This window comes from Chryseobacterium shigense, assembly GCF_014207845.1.
Lineage (GTDB): Bacteria > Bacteroidota > Bacteroidia > Flavobacteriales > Weeksellaceae > Chryseobacterium > Chryseobacterium shigense_A.
In genome coordinates, this window is sequence record NZ_JACHLC010000001.1 from 2,051,449 (window position 1) to 2,069,568 (window position 18,120).

The 18,120-nt window shown below is 38.6% G+C and carries 15 protein-coding genes; 9 read left to right on the forward strand and 6 right to left on the reverse strand.

The genetic code is table 11. The features are described from left to right. Positions 1-88: 88 nt before the first annotated feature. From HNP36_RS09510 to HNP36_RS09520, 3 genes are all read right to left on the reverse strand, one after another. Positions 89-1,015, reverse strand: a complete 927-nt coding sequence (locus HNP36_RS09510; protein WP_184158116.1) for a malate dehydrogenase — start codon at positions 1,013-1,015, stop codon at positions 89-91. Positions 1,016-1,131: 116 nt separating this feature from the next. Beyond that, positions 1,132-1,683: a biliverdin-producing heme oxygenase gene (locus HNP36_RS09515; protein WP_184158113.1), complete on the reverse strand. Its 552-nt coding sequence runs from the start codon at positions 1,681-1,683 to the stop codon at positions 1,132-1,134. A 26-nt stretch (positions 1,684-1,709) separates the two neighbouring features. Continuing rightward, complete coding sequence (locus HNP36_RS09520; RefSeq protein ID WP_184158111.1) at positions 1,710-3,899, reverse strand: ATP-binding protein; 2,190 nt, start codon at positions 3,897-3,899, stop codon at positions 1,710-1,712. A 557-nt stretch (positions 3,900-4,456) separates the two neighbouring features. Between HNP36_RS09520 and HNP36_RS09525 the strand changes: the two genes are divergently transcribed. The 5 genes from HNP36_RS09525 to HNP36_RS09545 all read left to right on the forward strand — a co-directional run bounded on the left by HNP36_RS09525 (position 4,457) and on the right by HNP36_RS09545 (position 10,525). Beyond that, on the forward strand, positions 4,457-5,617 hold the full coding sequence (locus HNP36_RS09525) for a porin (RefSeq protein ID WP_184158109.1): 1,161 nt from the start codon (positions 4,457-4,459) through the stop codon (positions 5,615-5,617). Positions 5,618-5,635: 18 nt separating this feature from the next. Continuing rightward, on the forward strand, positions 5,636-7,066 hold the full coding sequence (locus tag HNP36_RS09530) for an anion permease (RefSeq protein ID WP_184158107.1): 1,431 nt from the start codon (positions 5,636-5,638) through the stop codon (positions 7,064-7,066). Between the two features lie 17 nt (positions 7,067-7,083). Continuing rightward, on the forward strand, positions 7,084-7,740 hold the full coding sequence (locus HNP36_RS09535; RefSeq protein ID WP_184158105.1) for a succinate dehydrogenase cytochrome b subunit: 657 nt from the start codon (positions 7,084-7,086) through the stop codon (positions 7,738-7,740). Between the two features lie 11 nt (positions 7,741-7,751). Then, positions 7,752-9,668: a fumarate reductase/succinate dehydrogenase flavoprotein subunit gene (locus HNP36_RS09540; RefSeq protein ID WP_184158103.1), complete on the forward strand. Its 1,917-nt coding sequence runs from the start codon at positions 7,752-7,754 to the stop codon at positions 9,666-9,668. Between the two features lie 104 nt (positions 9,669-9,772). After that, positions 9,773-10,525 carry a succinate dehydrogenase/fumarate reductase iron-sulfur subunit gene (locus HNP36_RS09545; protein ID WP_184158101.1) on the forward strand — a complete coding sequence of 251 codons (753 nt, stop codon included), beginning with the start codon at positions 9,773-9,775 and terminating at the stop codon, positions 10,523-10,525. A gap of 67 nt (positions 10,526-10,592) precedes the next feature. Here the strand turns inward: HNP36_RS09545 and HNP36_RS09550 are convergent, their stop codons facing one another. Further along, on the reverse strand, positions 10,593-11,606 hold the full coding sequence (locus HNP36_RS09550; RefSeq protein WP_184158099.1) for a nucleoid-associated protein: 1,014 nt from the start codon (positions 11,604-11,606) through the stop codon (positions 10,593-10,595). Positions 11,607-12,147: 541 nt separating this feature from the next. Here HNP36_RS09550 and HNP36_RS09555 point away from each other — a divergent pair. The 3 genes from HNP36_RS09555 to HNP36_RS09560 all read left to right on the forward strand — a co-directional run bounded on the left by HNP36_RS09555 (position 12,148) and on the right by HNP36_RS09560 (position 13,160). Next, positions 12,148-12,504, forward strand: coding sequence for a hypothetical protein (locus HNP36_RS09555; protein WP_184158097.1), 357 nt, complete (start codon positions 12,148-12,150; stop codon positions 12,502-12,504). 80 nt (positions 12,505-12,584) lie between these two features. Continuing rightward, positions 12,585-12,716 (forward strand): hypothetical protein, encoded by a 132-nt coding sequence (locus tag HNP36_RS19300; RefSeq protein ID WP_262889252.1) that lies wholly within the window; start codon positions 12,585-12,587, stop codon positions 12,714-12,716. 48 nt (positions 12,717-12,764) lie between these two features. Beyond that, a complete protein-coding gene (locus tag HNP36_RS09560) occupies positions 12,765-13,160 on the forward strand; it encodes a hypothetical protein (protein WP_184158095.1) in 396 nt (131 codons plus the stop codon). 133 nt (positions 13,161-13,293) lie between these two features. Here HNP36_RS09560 and HNP36_RS09565 read toward each other — a convergent pair whose 3' ends face one another. Both HNP36_RS09565 and dnaK read right to left on the reverse strand, forming a co-directional pair. After that, positions 13,294-13,626, reverse strand: a complete 333-nt coding sequence (locus tag HNP36_RS09565; RefSeq protein ID WP_184158094.1) for a hypothetical protein — start codon at positions 13,624-13,626, stop codon at positions 13,294-13,296. Between the two features lie 275 nt (positions 13,627-13,901). Further along, a complete protein-coding gene (gene dnaK, locus HNP36_RS09570) occupies positions 13,902-15,791 on the reverse strand; it encodes a molecular chaperone DnaK (RefSeq protein WP_184158092.1) in 1,890 nt (629 codons plus the stop codon). A gap of 256 nt (positions 15,792-16,047) precedes the next feature. On the opposite strand from dnaK, the gene ppk1 reads away from it, so the two are divergent. Then, positions 16,048-18,120, forward strand: a complete 2,073-nt coding sequence (ppk1, locus tag HNP36_RS09575) for a polyphosphate kinase 1 (RefSeq protein ID WP_184158090.1) — start codon at positions 16,048-16,050, stop codon at positions 18,118-18,120.

Consider the following 18,120-nt stretch of genomic DNA (forward strand, 5'->3'; position numbering starts at 1 on the left):
CACAATTTCTAAGCAGAATTTATTTTAAAATAAATACATAAAAAATCGCGCCCTTTGGGCGCGATTTTTAATATAAAGTTTAATTTGATTAAAACTTAAGATCTCCGTTTATTTCTCTTACAGCGTTAGCCGCTTCAGCAAACTTCAATTGCTCGTCCGCAGTAAGCGTTAAGTTAACAATTTTTTCCACTCCGTTTGCCCCGATAATGGCAGGAACACCCAAGCAGATATCGTTTTGTCCGTATTCGCCTTCAAGCATTAAAGAACAAGGGATCATTTTTTTCTGATCGCAGGCAATTGCCTGAACCATTACAGAAACTGCTGCACCTGGTGCATACCAAGCTGAAGTTCCTAATAATTTTGTTAATGTAGCACCTCCAACTTTAGTTTCCTCGATTACATATTTTTGTTGCTCATCGCTTAAGAATTCAGTTACAGGAACACCATTTCTTGTAGCTTTGCTTAATAATGGAAGCATTCCGGTATCACTGTGTGCAGCGATTACCATACCGTCTACGTCAGAGATAGGGCTTTCCAGTGCTTCAGCCAATCTGTATTTGAATCTTGCAGAATCCAGTGCACCACCCATTCCGATGATTTTGTGCTTAGGAAGACCTGAAGTTTTGTGTACAAGATATGCCATGGTATCCATTGGGTTAGAAACCACAATAATGATTACCTCCGGAGAATGTTTTACCAGGTTTTCAGTAACCTCTTTCACGATACCTGCGTTGATACCGATTAATTCTTCTCTTGTCATTCCCGGTTTTCTTGGAATACCTGAAGTAATTACTGCTACGTGAGAACCTGCAGTTTTGCTGTAATCTCCTGTTGTTCCGGTAATTTTTGTATCAAATCCGTTAAGAGATGCTGTCTGCATCAAATCCATTGCTTTACCTTCAGCAAATCCTTCTTTAATGTCTACTAAAACTACTTCCGAGCAGAAGTTTTTCATTGCGATGTATTCTGCACAGCTTGCTCCTACAGCGCCTGCACCTACTACAGTTACTTTCATATTGTATACTTTTTTTAAATTATTTTTTAGTTCAGTTTAAAAATTGAAACCCCCAAATTTAACAATTCCTGAAAAAATAGGCAATTTTTCAGGAATGTAATTGGGGTTCAATATAATTAATTGACGTTCAGTAAAAATTTATATAGTTTTTTTGCTCCCGACAGGACTTCATTATAGTTTTCCTCAGCAACTTCAGTGTCCAGAACCTCTTTAAAGTTTTTCCACATCGGTCCCGTATTTTCCTGGTAACATCCGAAGAAATTGAAGGTGATATTATCAAAACCTTCTGTTTTGGAAAGCTGTTTTGCAATTACATTTCCACCTAAAGTAGACCCCTCAATCACATACATTGCTCCTAAAGCCTCATGTTCGTTATCAAATTCCAGATTGTGGGAAGCCGTCTGATTTTCCAAAGAAAGACTTTCGAGATCCTTCTCAATAAGAGAAAGTTTCTTTCTGTTGCTAAGCTGAAGCTTTTCCGAATATTTATCCGAAAGACTTCTGAATATTTTATCTTCACTGTGAAGAAGCATCAGGTAATTGGTATTGATGATCTTTCTGTAATCTTCCAGTGTGAAGGTTTTATTAAAAATTTTCTCAGAATTGAAAAGTTTCTCCGCAGCATCGTGATATTCCGCTGTATTCTGCTTAAGATACTCTGATACCATAAGTAAGGTTTTAAAGTTTCCCAAATTTACGGTTTTTTAAACGTTAAAATAAAGCATGTTCCCTCTTTATTGCTCTCATAATCCACATTTCCCCCTATCCGGTTCATAATTCTGTGTACAATAGACAATCCTACTCCATTTCCTTTGAATGTTTTGGCATTATCCATCCGGTTAAAAATTTTGAACATCTTATGTTTTTCCTGCTCAGGAATTCCAATGCCGTTGTCCGAAATCCTGTACACAACAGTTTCACCTTCCACGGTTCCGCGGATTTCCACTTTTGGCTCTTCCTGGTGGGAAGTATATTTTACGGCATTATTGATGACATTCAGAAATACCTGGTTAAGCATCGTTTTATCCGCAAGCACTTCAGGGGATTCTTTGATCACAACTTCAGTTTTCGGACTGTCGAAAGTGATTTTTGCATTTTCCGATATCTTACGGATCATATTCACAGGAGCCAGACGCTCAAGCTCTATCTCACTGTGTTTGGCCCGGCTGAGCTGAAGTACATCGTGCATCATTTCCGCCATATTGTCGATTTCCTCAACAATAGAGTTCAGCTTATTTTTATTTTTTTCTGTTTCTTCAAAATTCGCAAGCAGCATCTGTGCATTCAGCTTCATTACAGTAAGAGGAGTTCCCAGATCATGCGAAATTGTATATGAAAAACTGTCAAGCTCTTCATTTACCTGTCTCAGTTCATTATTCAGCGCTTTGATCGCGTTATACTGCTTATGTGAAGTCTCCAGGATTACGTCCCTTACAGCCTGCACGGAACTGACATTCCGGGAATTCCACCTCTTTGAATTTCCTTTAATGTTCTCTGTAAAAATATGGAAAGAAGTTCTTGGCGAGACCATCTGTTTTTCTTCCCCATCTTTCATGAATATTTCAATTTTTTTCTCAGGATTCCCGGCCCAGTTGATATGTTCATCAAACTCTTTACGGAACCAGATCAGCATTTCTTTCTTACTTCTCTCAATAAAATAGATAATGACTCCCGCAACATTTTCATCTAATTTCAGTTCCTTTCCGTAATCTTTAAGGAAACTCCTGCTTACAAAAATACTTTCCGTCGTATTCTCAAGGGCCCAATGAGCAACAGCATCAATTGTTTCATTTTCAGGAACTGCTCCCACAGTGACTGTATTTCCTTCTGAAATAATAGCAAGACCGTCCGCTTCAGGCAGCTTCATGATCTTTCCTTTATTTTCTGCAAGGGAATCAAACAGATTGTTATGTTTCAAAAATTCCGCTTTCAGCTGAGATGCTTTTTCGTTCAGTTCCAGGCGGTATTTCAGTTCATTTTTAGATTTGAATGAAGAATAGGCATTGGAAGCCAAAGCCGTGAAAATTCCGGCCTGTACCCTATCTTCAAGGTCAATATGTTTAAACTCAGAATTCTGGCAGGTAACCAGTCCCCAAAGATAATCATCAATAATAATAGATATACTGAAACTGGAAGCCGCTCCGGAATTTTTAATATACTGCCCATGAATAGGCGACATTCCACGGGAAGCCGCAAAAGTAAGATCTATGTTTTCTTTAGACCTGCTTATAAGCGGAACCGTTTCTGCATATACGTTACTGAATATTCTTTTTCTTTTTCTTAAATAAAGCTCTCTTGCCTGTCTGGGAATATCAGATTCCGGATAATGAAGCCCCATGTAGCTCTCCATATGATTATGCCTTCTTTCTGCCACTACCTTTCCTGAACCATCCATCATAAATTTATAAACCATCATCCGGTCATAATTCACAATTTTAGAAAGTGTGCTCAGCAGCTGTTCCCAAATTTCCTTTTCATTGTCTATAGCATAGAAATTATCATACTTATTGGAAATACGTTTATTCGGATTTTCCAGTACCTCTTCAAACTCAAGGAAGATATGTTTACCGCTTCTGAAAACAGAAAAATGATATTCTTTTTCCCCAATAAATACCTTATCAAAGTGGGTTTCATTTTCTCTTTTTGTAAAGCTATGAAGGGAAGCATAAAGATCCGAATCAATAACAGGCCGGAAGATTTCAGGAAAATCCGTAAGCCTCCTGTCGAAAAGCTGTTCTGCATTTCCGATTCCGAATATATCCGTGATATTCCTGCTGAAAAAAGTAATGGAGTGCGACTCTGCATCAATGCCAAACAGGTATCCGAAACTTTGTATATACCCAGGAATATGGATGGGCTCCTCATGACACTCTACAAAATTCATATTTTTCTTTAATCTATCAAATATAATGATTTTTTTAACGGCATATTACTTTGTGGTATGAAATCACGGAAGTCCTTAAAACACCATTATCCCTGTAATTAATGAGTGAAGTTCTGCCTGGATTTCACCTGTCGGATGATCCTGATTTATCAATATCCATTACAGATTTTGAATTATAATATAGTAAAATTTTCATGAAAGGTCAAGTCTGATTTTCAGATCATGATTCATCGCACAAATCCAAGATTAAAACTTAAATAATTATGTTAATTAAACAAAATTTATTAAATTTATATCACCAAATAATGAATACATTTAAAGATTGTTGATCTTTTTTACATTATTTTTAATAAAACCTTCACTTAAATTCAAATAATATCGCTATGAAAAAGTTCCCTTTAATTATTCTCACATTCATCCCTGCATCAGGAATGAATATGAAAACTGCACAGTTACAATTTCCAGACCTACAACGGAAAAGTGAACAGGGATTTTAAGTAATCACTTCTTTTAAATTTCCCGGCTCTTAAATAATACATTCACTAAACACAAATACTATGACCCTTTTTTCAATAAAAAAGAGATGCCTCTTACTATGTGCTTTACTGGCTGCTTTTTCAGTCAGTGCACAGATCCAGGATTCACTCCGCCCCGACAAGCAGGAGGAAGACCAGGTGAAATATCCTGTCCTCCAGATCAAAGGTCTTTTTCAGGCACGTTACCTCGTAGGTATGTCCAAAGATGTAGATGTAAACGGCCTGCATCATGCAGACGGATCAGGAACCAGCAATAATTTCATGCTCAAATACATGAGGGTTCAGGTACGTGCGCAGATCAGTAAAAGAACCGAAGTGGTAGCACTTGCCAATCTTGCCGACTTTAAAAACGATCCCAAAAGCAGGGTACTTGAAAATGCTTATCTGAAATATACTTTCAGTCCCAAATTAGCCTTTACCGCCGGGCAGTTCAGACCCTGGTTCGGGATTGAAGAGACTTATCCTATTGATATCATTAAATCTCTGGATTGGTCCAACCAATATACAGAATTTGGAAAACTGGGCTGGACAAGCTTCCAGATCGGACTTTCTGCAACAGGACAGCTTCAGCTGGGTGAAATCCCGTTTCAATATGCCGTTTCAGTTGTCAATGGAAATGGAAAAAATCAGATTAATGATAATGACAATGGAAAGCAATATTCTACGAGACTGGTTTTTGGCCTGTCAAAAAAATATAATTTCAATGTCGGCCTGAATGGCGGTATCGGCGAGGTTATGAGCAAAAAAGTATATGCAGTGGGGATTGATCTGAGCTCTATGATCCAGTTTGATCCAAAATGGAGCCTTGATATGCAACTGGAAGCCAAACAGGCAACCAACCATGTACTTTATAACACAATTGATCCGGAACTGAGACCTTCCAATCCTGACCAATACCTGATCCGGGGAGCTTATTTCCTTCCCAATCTAAGGTACGAGATCAATCACAAAAACCTCAGCGCCTTTGAACTGTCTTGCCGTTATGAATACCTGGATACCAATTTCAGGTTGAACTCCAATCCAAGACAGACCATTACTCCTATGTTCGGGCTGGAATTCCTCAAAAACTATGGAGCAAGAATCCAGCTGGGTGTACAGTTTGACCGTTACAAACTCCAGGTGGAAAATACATCACAATACAACAACAATCTGTTCATCGTTCAGGTACAGAGCAGATTTTAACCGCTTAAATTTTAAATCATGAAAGAAATTAATATCACCAATATCGCGATAACATTTGCCGTTGCACTGGCCATCTGGTTTATCCCCGCGCCAGAAGGTGTCGCTGAAAATGCCTGGCATCTGTTTGCTATTTTTGCGGCAACTATCCTGGGAATTATTCTCAAAGCAGCTCCAATGGGTACCATGTGTATGATGGCTATTGCATTTACGGCCCTTACGCAGGTTGTGGCTCCCGGAGATGCAGGAAAATCAATTACGAAAGCACTTTCCGGATTCGGAGATAAAGTAATCTGGCTGATCGGGATATCATTCTTTATTGCCAGAGGATTTATCAAAACAGGACTAGGGAACCGGATTGCTTTTTTATTTATCAGGATCTTCGGTAAAAGCTCTCTCGGACTGGCTTACGGACTTGGACTTGCTGATGTCTGCCTGGCTCCTGCTATTCCCAGTAATACCGCAAGAGGAGGCGGAATTATCTACCCCATCATGAAATCTATGGCCATAAGCTTTGATTCTGTTCCTGAAAAACCGGAAACCCACAGAAAATTAGGTTCTTTCCTTACCCTGAACAGTTATTATATGAACCTCATCGCTTCTTCCATGTTCCTTACCGGGACTGCAAGTAACCCGATGTGCCAGAAATTTGCAGCCAATCTAGGAATCAATATCACCTGGATGTCATGGGCTGCTGCCGGTTTCGTTCCGGGATTAGTGGCATTCTTTGTTGTCCCTTTGGTTTTGTACAAATTATACCCGCCTGAACTGAAAAAAACAGGCGATGCACCTAAAATGGCAGCTCAGAAACTAAAAGAAATGGGGCCTATTTCCAGAAATGAGTGGCTGATGCTATTGGCTTTCTTTATTCTTTTAGCCCTTTGGATATTTGGAGGAGCACTGTCTATTGATGCTACCACTACAGCTTTCATAGGTCTTACTTTATTGTTATTAACCTCAGTACTGACCTGGGAAGATATTAAAGGCGAAAAAGGGGCATGGGACACCATTGTTTGGTTTGCCGTTCTGGTGATGATGGCCAGTTCTTTAAATGAGCTTGGTTTCATTGGCTGGTTCAGTGATCTTATTAAAGTAAAAATAGGTGGATTAAGCTGGCAGGTTGCTTTTCCGGTAATTATTGTCGTATACTTTTTCAGTCATTATATTTTTGCGAGTGCAACAGCTCATGTGGCTGCCATGTATGCGGCCTTACTGGGAGTTGGTGTTTCTTTGGGAATTCCGCCGATGCTGCTGGCTATGATGCTTGGATTCCTGGGCTCAATTTATGGGGTACTTACCCATTACGGTCATGGCCCGGCCCCGGTATTCTACGGAAGCGGTTATGTTGAACTAAAAGCCTGGTGGCTGAGAGGTCTTGAAATCGGGATCGTATTACTTATCATCTATATGGTAATCGGAGGACTTTGGATGAAAGTTTTAGGATACTATTAATTATTTAAATCAAAAATATGCTGTCAACCTTGTCGAGAAAAATGCTGATGTGCCTTACAGGACTTTTCCTGAGCTTTTTCCTGCTGATCCACTTCCTGGGAAATCTTCAGCTGTTTCTTCCTCCGGAGCAGGCGCACCTGCAGTTTAATGCTTACTCACATTTTCTGTCTGGGAATATTCTGATCAAGATAGTTTCATACGTACTGTATGCAAGTATTATTCTGCATGCTTTGGACGGACTTATCATTACCTTAAAAAATAAAAAATCGGGAGGCAGCTATCAGTCGAAAAGGCGCGGAAGAGCCAGCAAATGGTATTCCCGCAATATGGGAATTTTAGGTACTCTGATCCTGATCTTTCTTGTCATTCATTTCCAAAACTTCTGGTACGTCTACAAATTTGGAAACACTCCACTGGATGAAAACGGAAATAAAGACCTGTATATTCTTGTCGTGACAGTCTTCAAAGAATGGTGGTACGTCATTATTTATGTATTGTCAATGGCGGCGCTTTGTTATCATTTGATCCATGGAATTCACAGTGCAGCCAGAACGCTGGGACTTTATCATCCCAAGTTTGTAAAATGGTTCAAAACCGTCGGAATTGTATATTCAGTGGTGATCAGCATAGGTTTCGCGCTGATGCCTGTTTATGTATTCTTTACATCCAATTAAACAGAAAAGTCATGATTTTAGATTCAAAAATACCTGAGGGCCCGTTAGAACAAAAATGGGATAATTATAAAAAGAAAGCCAAACTCGTCAACCCCGCCAACCGCAAAAAACTGGATATTATTGTTGTGGGAACAGGCCTTGCCGGAAGTTCTGTTGCTGCTTCTCTAGGAGAAATGGGCTATAACGTCAAATCATTCTGCTTCCAGGACAGCCCGAGAAGAGCACATTCCGTAGCAGCACAAGGTGGCGTGAATGCGGCTAAAAATTATAAAAATGATGGTGACAGCATCTACAGAATGTTTGTTGACACTTTAAAAGGCGGAGATTTCCGTGCGCGTGAAGCCAATGTTTACCGGATGGCAGAATGTTCTTTAAACCTCATCGATCAGGCCGTAGCACAAGGCGTTCCGTTTGGGCGTGAGTATGGAGGCTATCTTAACAACCGTTCATTCGGTGGCGTTCAGGTGAGCAGGACTTTTTATGCAAGAGGACAAACCGGGCAACAGTTACTTCTGGGAGCGTATCAGGCATTGATGAGACAAGTCGGAAAAGGTACGGTACAACTCTATTCAAGACATGAAATGCTCGATCTTGTTATGATTGACGGCAAAGCAAGGGGAATTATCGTCAGAAACTTAGATACTGGAGAAATTGAAAGACATGCGGCACACGCCGTTATTCTGGCGACCGGAGGCTATGGGAAAATTTACTATCTCTCAACCTTAGCGATGGGCTGCAATGGCTCTGCAATCTGGCGGGCTCATAAAAAAGGAGCTTTGATGGCTTCTCCAAGCTGGATTCAGGTGCACCCTACTTCCCTTCCTCAATCTGGAGATTATCAGTCTAAACTGACTTTGATGTCAGAGTCATTGCGTAACGACGGAAGAATCTGGGTTCCTTCAAAAGCTGATGAAACGAGGCAGCCCAATGATATTCCGGAAAACGAAAGAGATTATTATCTGGAAAGACGGTATCCTGCATTTGGAAACCTGGCTCCAAGGGATATTTCATCCCGTGCCGCTAAGGAAAGAATTGATGCCGGCTATGGCATCGGACCTTTGAAAAACGCTGTGTATCTTGATTTTTCCAAAGCAATACAGGAACAGGGAAAAGAAAAGATCAAGGAGAAATATGGAAATTTATTTGATATGTACCTTAAGATCACGGGATACAATGCCTATAATGAACCCATGATGATCTCACCATCTGCCCACTTTTCAATGGGTGGCCTCTGGGTAGATTATGAATTAATGACCACTATCCCCGGATTGTTTGCATTGGGAGAAGCTAATTTTGCAGACCACGGAGCCAACAGATTAGGAGCCAACTCGCTTCTGCAGGCTTCCGTGGACGGATATTTTATTGCTCCGTACACAATTGCCAACTATTTAGCCAATGAAATTCATACCGGGAAGATTTCACCGGATACCCCTGAATTTGAAACTGCAGAACAAGCGGTAAAACAACAGATTCAGGATTTCATGAACATCAAAGGAACTAAAACCGTTGATTATTTCCATAAAACATTGGGAAAACTTCTATACGATTACTGTGGCCTTGCCAGAAATGAAAAAGGTCTGAAATACGCTATCGAAGAAATCAGAAGGTTAAAGCAGGAATTTTACAAAGATGTAAGGGTTTCCGGACAGGGGGACAAAATGAATACGGAACTTGAAAAAGCTGGCCGTGTTGCCGATTATTTCGAAATTGGAGAATTAATGTGCTATGATGCATTAACCAGAAATGAATCCTGCGGGGCTCACTTCCGGGAAGAATTTCAGACCCCGGACGGAGAAGCATTGAGAAATGATACTGAATATCAGTTTATCTCTGCGTGGGCATGGAAAGGCGAAAACAATGAACCTGAACTGATAAAAGAACCGCTTATTTTTGAGGAAATACAACCAACGGTGAGGAGTTACAAATAACATAAAAGGCATAGAAAGCTGATAAAGAGAATAAATTTTAAGCAAAAAAACTTTCCTTTATAAGCTTCTTAGCCATCTTTGCTTCAACTAAAACACAAAAAATTATGGATTTACATCTTAAGATATGGAGACAGAAAGACAGACAAAGTGAGGGAAAACTGGTCAGTTACGACCTGAAAGAACTCAATCCTCATATGTCTTTCCTGGAAATGCTGGATACTTTAAATGAAAAACTCATTACTGAAGGTGACGAGCCTGTAGAATTCGATCACGATTGCCGTGAGGGAATCTGCGGACAGTGCGGCATGATGATCAACGGAATTGCCCACGGCCCTTTAAAAAATACAACGACCTGCCAGCTTCATTTACGTTCTTTCAGGGATGGGGAAACGGTTTTGATTGAACCTTTCCGGGCAGGGGCTTTTCCTGTCAAGAAAGACCTCAAAGTAGACAGGTCTGCTTTTGACAGGATTATTTCTTCGGGCGGTTTTGTCTCCATTAATACAGGACAGGCTCCTGATGCCACAGCTGTTGCCGTAACCCATCAAACTGCTGAGGAAGCTTTCGATGCTGCAGCTTGTATTGGATGTGGAGCATGTGTGGCTACCTGCAAAAATGGCAGCGCTGCTTTATTTACTTCTGCAAAAATTACGCATATGGTTCTGCTTCCGCAAGGTAAAGAGGAAAGGAGCGAACGTGTCCTGAATATGGTTACCCAGATGGATAAAGAATTATTCGGGCACTGCTCCAATACGGAAGCCTGTGAAGTGGAATGTCCACAGGGAATTTCTGTACTGAATATTGCCAGAATGAATTATGAATATGGAAGAGCTTTGTTTTTCAGGCGAAAAGGCTAAATAGGCAAAGAAGGCTGATAAGCAAATTTACAGATCAGCTTTCTTTGCTTCTTATCGTTATACTTTCTTAAACTTCTTTATCAAAGTAAAGTCTGTAGTATTTCCCTTTGTCGTCCTCTCCCATTTCAAGTTTCTGTCTGTCACCGTGGATATAAATATGGAAATTTTTGTCCAGTTTGATAATACTTTTGAAATGGCGCTGGGTTTTCTTTACCGCAGCTTCACTAATTGGGAATTCTTCAGCAATATTCACCTGCATATCCTGCTCATAATCTGTTTTGAAATTGACGAAGCTTTCGATGACGTGCTGGTCTCCCAAAACTTCATTGGCAAAATCATCCAGTTTAAATTCTTCTTTTTCTTTGAAGAAATTGATGGATTTGTTTAAGAAATCTGCCTGGTCTGCTTTTGAAACTTCAAATTCCTGCGGAAGCTGTTTGGTGATATAATCTTTATAAACCATCAAAGCTTCCTGAGTGTGGAAGTATTCATCATCACGCTGTTTTACTTTCAGGAAGTCTTCGAACCAGTAGTACATGTCTCCGTTTTTGTTGTTATCAACCACAGAAAGTACATATCCCGTTTCTTTGTCGTTGTTGTAGATCAAAGCAGCTTTATCAATTTTAGACAAACCGATTCCCTGGTCTTTTTCAATGTCAAAAGTTTCTTCCTGAGGCGAAATTTTCAGGAAAGATTCTCTTTTTTCTGTTTTAAAGATCCCGATTTTATCTACTTTATCCGGACGGTCGCTTTCTTCTTCAAAAAGAACAATAAACAGCTCTCCTCCCTGAACTCTGGGGTTTTCTGCTGCTTCGAAAAGATGCTTGGCAATATTTTCGGATTCCCATAGAAATTTAGCTTTATCTTCAAAAATCTCAGATATAGAGCTGTATACAGGATTATTAACCAGATAAGTATCACTGTAAAAGTGAAAAGTTTCTTCTGATTTAAAAGAACCTAAAAAGTAATCTTCAAGCAGTTCTGCCATTCCTTCCTCCAGCTTCAGCTCTTCCTGAGACAGTGTTAAAGATTCTCCGTTGATTTTATTTCCTACTCTGTGTACTATAATTTTTGAAAACATGTCCTGAATAATTTGGAGTGCAAAGATATTGATTCTATTCTTTCCATCATACAAATAAGATAATCTCAAAAGCCAAAAATTCATATAGTAATTCAGCTGTATCTGCAATTAAATATTAAAAAAATCTGCTCAATCCATAGAGCCAATAAGGTATTAATCTCCATAAAAAGACAATATATTTTTAGTTTCCGCAGGTTTTACGGATTGAGCAGATGATCATGTATGCTGTTCGTTTTGATAAAACCTTATCATTTTGACATGATTTTTTTGATTTCAATCACTTTCATAAAACCTACAACATTCTGATTTTTAATAAATTAAAACAAATTTATATTCAAAGGAACATCATTCGCTTCATCATCTTCAAAATATACACAATGGATTTAAAGACTTTAAACCGTATTTACAAGCTGAGGAGATTAAAAAGTAAAGGGCCGGAAACCCCGAAATGGCTGAAACCTTACCATTTACTTCTTATAGCTTTTTTTATTGTGTTGGTCTTTGGAATCATCATTAAACTTTAAGAACAAAATCATTCAATATGAACTATACAGAAGCCGTTCAGGAAATTGCAGAAATCATTCCTGACTTTGAAAATGAACTTATGAAAGATGCACCGCAAAACTCATACAGCGTGATCCAAATTTTCACGGAACGTATTAAAAATATGATCCGATATAACGATCAAAATATTTTATTCGAAAGCCTTCAAAAAATGGATAAAATTTACACAAACGGAGATATTGCTTTAAAAAATGCAGTGGAAGGAATTTTCATTTATTCCCTGGACAATTTTACAGCTTTTTGCGGCGGAGAATACAGGAAAGTGATCTTTAGTCACATTTCAAAGGATTTACAGCAGATTTATTCGAGACAGATTTACAATCATGGCATATAAAGTTTTATTACATTTTTCATCCGTTTCATTACAGAATCACTTTTTATATCAAAATTAAAGCTACTCAAATTCAACAAGTTATGAAAACAAAAATCAGAAGAATATCCGACTGGAAAACATGGAAAACAACCACCAACAGGCACAATACAGAGGTATTGCTCACTCATATTGCCGTGATTATAGGTGTTTTTATTTTTGCTGCTGTACTATAGGTTTTGGTACGCATTTCGCTGCAAGATAAGTACTGAAAAATATTAATTATGATGAAAGTACAAATGCAGGCTATCAATAAAAAAATAGCTGTTGAATACTTAAAATTTTTCTATGCACCACTCCGGAATGAGATCACGCAGTTATCTGTTCAGGAAAATTTTGCCGGTGTTATTCAGGCTACGGTCAATTATTTAAAGGATATGTTGCAGGAATCTAAGATTTACATTGTAGCCCATCACATCAAACTGATGGACTGGATCTACAGAAATGCCGATTCTTATGTGAGAACTGTCATTGAAAACCTGTTTGTAAGGTCGCTGGAAAGCTTTAAAAAGCATACCAAGATTCAACACTGGAAACTTCTTTATCAGTATATGCCGGACAGCTTTCTGGTTATTTACAACCAACAGCAGAAACAGGACCAGATCTTTTTCGGTAAGTAAGAAATAATTTAATTTGTAAATAGGCTCTTCAGACAATTTGTTTGAGGAGCTTTTTTAGAAATAATCAGGAAATATAATAATAAAAAAACGACTCCCTTTGTTGAAGTCGTTTCTTACTATTTCTTCAGAAAAATTATTTTTTTAAATCTGCTTTTACATCTTTATAACCATCTGAAACTGCATCTGCTCCTTTTACAGCAACATTTTTAACACTTTTTGCGCCTTTGGTAGCGGTTTTGCCAACCCAATTTGCACCATTTTTAACACCCTTTTTTGTAGCTTTTGCCCCTTTCCGGGTTTTATCTCCAACCCATCCTGCACCATTTTTCACTCCTTTTTCTGTTGCCTTTGCTCCTTTTTGAATGGCATTGCCTACATTTTTTGTTTCTTGTTTTACAGTTTCCTGAGCATTAATAGCCGTTGCAAATAGTCCAAAGGCTAATAAGGTGAACAATTTCTTTTTCATATTGTCATTTTTTTTTAATTAACTTGGTGAATATAGCATAAAACAAGCCAAATTTTTATCATCAAAAAAATTAATAAAAATAGCTTATTCTTCTCTTTTAAATATCATGTAAAATCTTTCAGCTAGGCGAAGGCACGGCTGGCTTTGAAAACCGTCAGCATAAATATGACACAAATGTTGAATTTTGTAATTGAGGGATTAGGAATAAAAAAACCGCTGTAAACATAATGTTCACAGCGGTTTTATAATTATTTCCAATTGATGTTAATCAATCATTATTTCACTTCTTCGAAATCAGCATCCTGTACATCATCTGCTGTTCCTGCATTACCTCCAGGGTTCTGAGCCCCTGCATCTGCACCCTGTCCTGCTGCATAAAGTTCTTCTGAAGCTGCCATCCATGCTGCATCCAAAGCTTCTGTTTTAGCTTTTATATCGTCTGAATTTTTAGCTTCGAAAGCTGTTTTCAATTCTCCGTGAGCTGCTTCAATTGCTGCTTTTTTGTCCGCAGAAAGCTTTTCACCGAATTCTTTCAACTGTTTTTCAGTCTGGAAGATCAATCCGTCTGCTTTGTTGAAAATTTCAACGTCTTCTTTTTTCTTGGCATCAGCTGCAGAGTTTTCCTGAGCTTCTTTTTTCATTCTTTCGATTTCTTCGTCAGAAAGACCTGAAGAAGCCTGGATTTTGATTGTTTGCTCTTTTCCTGTTCCTTTATCTTTAGCAGAAACACTTAGGATACCGTTAGCATCAATATCGAAAGTTACTTCGATCTGAGGAACTCCTCTTGGTGCCGGTGGAATATCTGCAAGGTCGAATCTACCGATCTCTTTATTATCATTGAACATTGGTCTTTCCCCCTGTCCTACTCTGATGCTCACAGCTGGCTGGTTGTCAGAAGCTGTAGAGAATACTTCAGATTTTTTAGTTGGGATGGTAGTGTTCGCGTCAATTAATTTAGTGAAAACAGATCCCATTGTTTCGATACCTAAAGAAAGTGGTGTAACGTCAAGAAGTAATACGTCTTTTACGTCTCCTGTCAATACCCCTCCCTGGATAGCAGCACCAATTGCTACCACCTCATCAGGGTTAACTCCTTTAGATGGTTTTTTTCCGAAGAATTTTTCCACTTCTTCCTGAATGATCGGGATTCTTGTAGAACCACCTACTAAGATTACCTCATCGATATCTGAAGTTGATAAACCTGCATCTTTTAATGCTTTAGCAACCGGCTCCATAGATCTTCTTACAAGATCAGCAGATAACTGCTCGAATTTAGCCTTAGTTAAAGTCTTAACCAAGTGCTTAGGACCTGTAGCCGTAGCCGTGATGTACGGAAGGTTGATTTCAGTCTGAGGAGAAGAAGATAACTCAATTTTAGCTTTTTCAGCAGCTTCTTTCAATCTTTGTAATGCAATGGCATCAGATTTTAAATCAACACCTTCTTCAGCTTTGAATTCATCAGCCATCCAGTTGATGATCACATCATCAAAGTCATCACCACCTAGGTGGGTATCACCGTTTGTAGACAATACTTCGAATACTCCATCTCCCAAATCAAGGATAGAGATATCAAAAGTACCACCTCCAAGGTCATATACAGCGATCTTCTGATCTTTATGGTTTTTATCCAAACCGTAAGCCAAAGCTGCAGCTGTAGGTTCGTTGATGATTCTTTCTACTTTAAGGCCTGCAATTTCTCCTGCTTCTTTGGTAGCCTGTCTCTGTGCATCATTAAAGTAAGCCGGAACAGTGATTACCGCTCTTGTTACTTCCTGACCAAGATAATCTTCAGCAGTCTTCTTCATCTTCTGAAGCGTCATAGCTGAAATTTCCTGTGGTGTATATTCTCTGTCGTCGATTTTTACTTTTACTGTATCATTTGGTCCTGATACTACTTCATAAGGCACTCTTGAAATTTCTTTAGCATCTTCCTTAAAATGAGTACCGATAAATCTTTTGATAGAGTATACAGTTTTCTTTGGATTCGTTACAGCCTGTCTTTTTGCAGGATCCCCTACTTTTCTTTCACCATCTTCAGTAAATGCTACAATAGACGGAGTTGTTCTTTTACCTTCTGCGTTAGGAATAACAACAGGGTCTTTCCCCTCCATTACAGCAACACACGAGTTGGTTGTTCCTAGGTCAATTCCAATTATTTTACTCATAATATTTATATTTTTTCTAATTTTTATATTTTAATTTACACTCTCAATTTCTCAATATCTGTACCATCTCTCTTTTTGTGACAAAATGACAGAATGAAAAATAGACAAGGTTGAAAATATTTGCCAGATTATGTTAAATGATACTATTCAAGACAGTTTTAATATTAAAAATCTTAAAAAATTAATTAAAGTTTAACCTTAGAAATGTGAATTAAACTTTACGAATTGTTATTTTTGATGAAATATAAACTTTAGAATGTCAGTACACTTCAATCCGCGAGATATTACATGGCTTGCTTTCAATGAGAGGGTTTTACAGGAAGCTATGGACGAAAATGTCCCTTTGCACTTAAGAATACGTTTCCTGGGAATTTTTTCCAACAATTTAGATGAATTTTTCAGGGTACGTGTGGCCGGATTAAAGCGCGCAATGGATTTTAAAGAAAAAGTAATTGCCGAATCTTTCTACCAGCCGCCTTCAAAAATTCTTCAGCGGATTAATGAAATTGTAATCAGGCAACAGCAGAACTTTGACAAGACATGGAAACATATTCAGTCTGAAATGGCCGGCCATAAAGTTTTCATTAAAAACTCTAAAAACCTGACTACCAGACAAAAAGAATTTGTAAGGCAGTATTTCGATGAAGTGGTAGAATCCAATGTGATCCCAATCCTGCTTCACGAAAATACACCAATGCCCTATCTGAGGGACAAAAGTTTATACCTGGGCGTTGCCATGAGAAAAAAAGACTGGCAGTATTCCAGTAATTATGCCATTATTGAAATTCCGTCACGCTTTGTAGGAAGATTTGTCCTGTTGCCAACAGAAGATCCGGAAGAAAAAAACGTTATGCTGCTGGAAGATGTTATTACCTTCAATCTTCCTCATATTTTCTCATACTTCGGATATGACGAATTTGCGGCCAATGCTTTTAAAGTAACAAAAGATGCCGAGCTTGAGCTGGATAATGATATCCGGACCAATTTCGCAGAGAAAATAGAAAAAGGGCTTAAAAACAGAAGAAAAGGAAAGCCGACCCGGTTTGTCTTTGATAAGGATATGGACAAAGCCCTGCTGGAGCTTTTGATCAGAAAATTAAATTTAACAAAGAAAGACAGCATTATTCCCGGAGGAAAAATCCATAATTTCAAACACTTTATGGATTTTCCTGATGTTTTTGAAACATATGCAAGACCGGTAGAAAGAACTTCTTTTACCCATCAGGCATTTGAACATGGCGAAAGGGTGACAGATGTTATCTTAAAAGAAGACGTCCTGCTCACTTTTCCTTATCACAAATACAATCCGGTTATTGACCTCCTGCGTGAAGCTGCAATGGACCCCGATGTAAAATCCATTCAGATCACGGCCTACCGTCTCGCCAGCAGCTCAAAGATCAGCAATGCTCTCATCTATGCCGCAAGAAACGGTAAAGAAGTAACGGTAATGCTGGAACTTCAGGCAAGATTTGATGAAGAATCCAACCTGCAGTGGAAAGAAATGTTTGAACCTGAGGGAATTACTGTTCTCGTAGGCATTCCGAATAAAAAGGTACATGCCAAACTCTGTATAATTAAGAAAAGATCACATAACAAAACCATTCAATACGGTTTTGTGAGTACCGGAAACTTCAATGAAAAAACTGCCCGTATCTACGGAGATCATTTGCTGATGACCTCTGACAGGGGTATTATGGCAGATATCAATAAGGTATTCAATGTTCTGAAAAAACCGAAGGACGACTATCTTCCGGTTCTGAAAACCTGCAAAAACTTAATGGTCTGCCCGCAATTCATGCGTGAAAAGATCGTTCATCATATAGATAAGGAAATTGAAGAGGCCAAAGCCGGGAGAAAAGCTGAGATCATTGTCAAAGTTAATTCCATGAGCGACAGGGCCCTTATCGAAAAACTATATGAAGCTGCCAATGCCGGAGTGGTGACAAGAGCTATTGTAAGAGGAATTTACTGCGCTGTTAATCAGAAAGAATTTAAAGAAAAAATAAAAGCCATAAGCATTGTTGATGAATATCTTGAACATGCAAGGGTAATGTATTTTTACAACAAAGGGGCGGAAGACATGTACATTTCCTCTGCGGACTGGATGACCCGAAACCTGGATTACAGAATTGAAGCCGCTGCAAAGATTACAGATAAGGGTCTTAAAAAAGAATTGAAAGACATTCTGGACATTCAGTTGAGAGATAACGTAAAAGCCCGGATTTTAGATAAAAAACTGAGCAACGAGTATGTAAGGAATGATAAGAAGGAATGCCGTTCTCAAATAGAAACCTACAGATATTTAAAAGCTAAAACAGTGAAAAAATAG